The organism is Citrobacter sp. wls826 (assembly GCF_005281245.1).
GTDB lineage: Bacteria > Pseudomonadota > Gammaproteobacteria > Enterobacterales > Enterobacteriaceae > Citrobacter > Citrobacter braakii.
This window is the reverse complement of sequence record NZ_SZWS01000041.1, coordinates 81,537-83,946: the sequence shown is the minus strand read 5'-3', so window position 1 is coordinate 83,946 and position 2,410 is coordinate 81,537. Positions and strand designations below refer to the sequence as shown.

Here is a 2,410-nt window from a genome sequence, read left to right as displayed (position 1 = left end):
AGAACTGGGGTAGCCATATGCAATTCTGTTATCAGTTCAACACCATCGGCCAGTCTGGCGGTGTATGGCTCATCACTTCAACCATTACGGTTTCAATGTTCTTCCAGATTGCGGACATATCCACCAGGGTTATGCCGAGTAATCCGGTCGCAAACCAGCAGGCAAAAACCAGCCCTAAACCGCTGCTAATGACGGCCAGGCCAATATAATCTGATTTACGAAAACGGATATTGAGCGTACTGGCTAAAAACATCAGCACTGCACTGAGTAATTGCCACCGCAGAAGAACCACGCCAGTTGTTATCGTTGCCATGAAAAACGTCCTCAGAAAGTCTGGATGCCCAGGACAGCGCGGGGGTGTTCACCGAGGGTGTAGTACTCTGGCTATCGACGGGCAATAACATGAATGAAACATCGTTTCTGTTACATGATTTTTGTGAACTATATCACATGTGCTCGTTTGTTCACCAGTGTTGGGCGTATTTTTTGCAGGATGATAACCATGTTAAATATGTGGTTATATTCAAGGAAGCAACGATACTAAATAATCAATCTTAAAGATGCATTTTTGTTACCTGTTTTATTTATCCTAAATTAATCGTTAAAAAAATCTAATGAATTTCTTAAATAAAGCCAGGATAGTGCTTATAAAAAATTACTCCTTGGGGATAATAACGTTATGAAATAAGCATAACTTTAAGTTTGCCTTACGGAAAAATAATATCATCATCAACTATTATCAGACTTTTACATAGAGAAGTCTGTTGCTAATACTGATAGATTCATGCAACTTAATCAGTCGGTGTTTATAGCATCTTGCCTTAATGGGTTCTGGCATATACGAAACAGGGAAACAGGGCTGACATGAATCACAGTGCGCGACGCAAGATACTGAAGTTCCTCGGAACATTCATGGTGGTATTGCTCCCCGTGGTGCTGGCGTTATGGTTTGCTCAAATCCGGGCAATGTCCGAAACCCGTAATCAACTTCGCTCTTTTGCGCAACTGGTGTTAAATAAAACTGAATTGGTGATCCAACAAGCCGATTTAGCGCGAGATATGGCCCTGTTGTATCAAGGTAAGATGTGTACCCCGGCACATCAGAAAAATATGCTAGATATTATTCGTGGTCGTTTATATATCAGCGAGCTAATTTATGCGCAGGGCGATCATTTTTTGTGCTCTACGTCGATGGCGCCGCCAGTCGCCTATATTATGCCGACCGCCGACTATAAACGTACGCCGGACATCTCCATCTATTACTATCGCGATACCCCCTTTTTCGCTGGCTACAGAATGACGTATATGCAACGTGGAAACTACGTTGTCGTCATCAACCCATTATCTTACAGCGAAGTTATGTCAGATGACCCGGACCTGTCCTGGGGCGTGTATGACACGGTAACGGGTACTTTTTTCTCTGCCAGCGAAGGGGCGCCTATTGCGCAGTTATTGCCGTTGGTGCACGGTGAAGCCTCAACCTTCCAGTTGGACGATCGCTTCTACACCAAAGTGCATTCAGAAAAACGCCCGATTGCGATTATTGTGTCAACCTCGGATAAACGCATACATTCGATTTTCTATCATGAGGCTGCCTTAACGATTCCTTTCGGGATTATCTGCAGCATCCTGATGCTGTTAATGTGGTGGCGCACGCGTCAGGAATACTTATCTCCCCGCCGCTTGTTAAAACGCGCAATCAAAAAACGTCAACTGTGTCTGCACTACCAGCCGATCATTGATATCGAAAACGGTCAGTGCGTAGGGGCTGAGGCTTTGCTGCGCTGGCCGGGCTGTGATGGTGAAGTAATGAGCCCAACCGAGTTTATTCCGCTGGCTGAAAAAGAGGGAATGATTGAGCGGATCACGGATTACGTGATTGAAGAGGTATTCAACGATTTAGGATATTTTCTTTCGGCGCATCCTCAGCTTTATATCTCGATAAACCTCTCTGCTTCTGACTTTCATTCATCCCGACTTATTGCCCTGATTACCGACAAAAACCGTGAGTACTCTGTGGCGGCCCAGCAAATTAAAGTCGAGGTGACGGAACGCGGGTTTATTGATGTAGATAAAATGACCGCGGTAATCCAGGCGTTTCGTCAGGCGGGTTATGAAGTGGCGTTTGATGATTTTGGGACGGGATATTCCAATCTACACAATTTATCCGCGTTGAATATCGATATCCTGAAGATCGACAAATCATTTATTAGTACGTTGTCCACCAACAGCACCAGTCACCTGATTGCCGAACATATCATCGAAATGGCGCAAAGCTTACACCTGAAGATGATTGCGGAAGGGGTAGAGACGGTTGAGCAAATCGAGTGGCTGCGCGAACGTGGCGTACAGTATTGTCAGGGCTGGTATTTTGCGAAGGCGCTGCCGCCACAGGAGTTCATGCACTGGA

The 2,410-nt window shown here is 45.3% G+C and carries 2 protein-coding genes; one reads left to right on the top strand and one right to left on the bottom strand.

What is annotated here, in order from left to right; all coding sequences use genetic code 11:
* Nucleotides 1-31: 31 nt before the first annotated feature.
* Complete coding sequence (locus tag FDW87_RS09365) at nucleotides 32-313, bottom strand: YjcB family protein (RefSeq protein WP_016155360.1); 282 nt, start codon at nucleotides 311-313, stop codon at nucleotides 32-34.
* Nucleotides 314-864: 551 nt separating this feature from the next.
* On the opposite strand from FDW87_RS09365, the gene FDW87_RS09360 reads away from it, so the two are divergent.
* Nucleotides 865-2,410 (top strand): EAL domain-containing protein (locus tag FDW87_RS09360; RefSeq protein WP_137379689.1); only part of this gene is annotated, 1,546 nt, incomplete at its 3' end.